Below are 1,719 nucleotides of genomic sequence, written 5' to 3'. Positions count from 1 at the left end.
CAGGCGGCATTATCTGGACATTATCGAAGCGGAGGCCAGCCGCCTGTCGGGACTCAGTGACAACCTGCTGAAGCTGTCTCTACTTGAGGCGGGCAGCTTTCCGTTCGAAGCAAAGCCCTACCGGCTGGATAAGCAGCTGCGTGAGATGGTTCTCGCCTCCGAGCCGCAGTGGCTGGACAAGGATATCGAAGTGGAGGCTGAGCTTGAGGAGACGGTGGTCTATGCCGTTCAGGATCTCATGAGCCAGGTGTGGACCAATCTGCTGCATAACAGCATCAAATTCACTCCGCAGGGCGGGCGGATTGCTGTCCGGCTCCAGACGCTGGAGCAAGGGATCGAGGTGGAGATCCGGGACAGCGGAATCGGCATCACCGGGGAGGAGCTGCCGCGGATTTTTGAGCGTTTCTATAAAGTAGATAAGGCCAGGAGCGCAAGCGGAGGCGGAAGCGGGCTGGGACTGTCACTGGTGAAGAAAATTGTCGATCTCCACGAAGGTAGCATAAACGTAACAAGCCGCCCCGGTGAGGGTACGGCTTTTGTAGTCCGGCTTCCGCAGCAGCTTAAATAGTACGTTACAAGACATCAAACGACCCATAGGGTGCAGTGCCAACCCTATGATTGTCGGTTGATGTTTTGTTTGATAATGCCAGCTAAAGCCGGTAAGCCGCATCTTAGCTCTTCGGGCGATGCATAGGCGTAAGACAGCCGTAGATGCCGGCTGTCCCCGCGGTCGTACAGATCCCCGGTATTCAGCAGCAGTCCGGCCTGAAGCGCTGCCGTAAAGAGCCGGCGAAGCGGCATCGGCTGGTGCAGCGAGAGCCAGATATAGAAGCCTCCGGCCGGAATGCTCCATGTGGCCAGCTCTGTGAAATGGGCCTGCAGCAGCTGCCGCATGAATTCACGCCGCTCGCGCAGCTTACCGCGCAGCACCGTAAGATGCTCCTCGTGATAACCCCCATCAAGCCATCGTGCAGCGGCGAGCTGTGACAGGGAGCTTGCGCCGTAATCGGTCTGCATCTTAATGTCTGCGAGCCGGCGGATGACCGGCTCCGGGCCGACGATCCAGCCGATGCGCAGGCCCGGACTGGCTGCTTTGGAGAGTGTGCCCAGATGCAGCACTCTTCCTTCACGGTCGAGTGCCTTCAGCGGCGGTGGCGGCGGGGAATCAAGCCACAGCTCCTGATAAGCTCCGTCTTCGAGAATGGGCAGTCCAAGCTCGCCTGTTATCTTCATGACCGCCTGCCGCCGCTCTCGATCCATGACAATCCCCGTAGGATTATGGAAGCTTGGAATGGTATAGAGCATTGCCGCCTTAGTACGCAAGGCTTCCGCTGCTATGCGCCCGGTAAGCAAACCGCCCTGATCCATAGGCAGGCCGCTGAATTTCACGCCTGCAGACTGAAAGGCGTGAATGGAATACAGGTAGGACGGCTTCTCAAGCAGGATGGTCGAGCCGCGGGGCAGCAGGCCCAGCGCGATCAGCTGCAGGCCCTGGAGCGCGCCGGAGGTAATCAGAATGGAGGCGGGGTCCGCCGCAATTCCGCTTTTGAGCAGCTCGCGGCTTACGGAGCGGCGGAGGGAGGGGCTGCCTAGCGGCTCCTCATAGGACAGCGGCGGCAGCGGCCGGGCGGCGAGCTCAGCCAGCACCCGGGTCATGGCCGCCCCGGGCAGCAGCCCGGGCGCAGGCTCACCGGTGCCGAGCCGGATCAGGCCCGGCTC

Annotated in this window: 2 protein-coding genes; one reads left to right on the top strand and one right to left on the bottom strand. The window is 60.8% G+C overall.

What is annotated here, in order from left to right; genetic code table 11:
• Nucleotides 1-568, top strand: a 568-nt coding sequence (locus AQR02_RS34685) for a sensor histidine kinase (protein WP_245237645.1), incomplete at its 5' end; no start/stop codon positions are given.
• 44 nt (nt 569-612) lie between these two features.
• Here AQR02_RS34685 and AQR02_RS20615 read toward each other — a convergent pair.
• Nucleotides 613-1,719 (bottom strand): aminotransferase-like domain-containing protein (locus AQR02_RS20615; protein WP_245237644.1); only part of this gene is annotated, 1,107 nt, incomplete at its 5' end.

Origin of the sequence: Paenibacillus ihuae (assembly GCF_001368795.1) — a bacterium.
In the GTDB taxonomy this organism is placed as follows: Bacteria; Bacillota; Bacilli; order Paenibacillales; family Paenibacillaceae; genus Paenibacillus_AQ; species Paenibacillus_AQ ihuae.
Note: the sequence above shows the minus strand (reverse complement) of the source record. Positions and strands in the feature narration are given on the sequence as shown.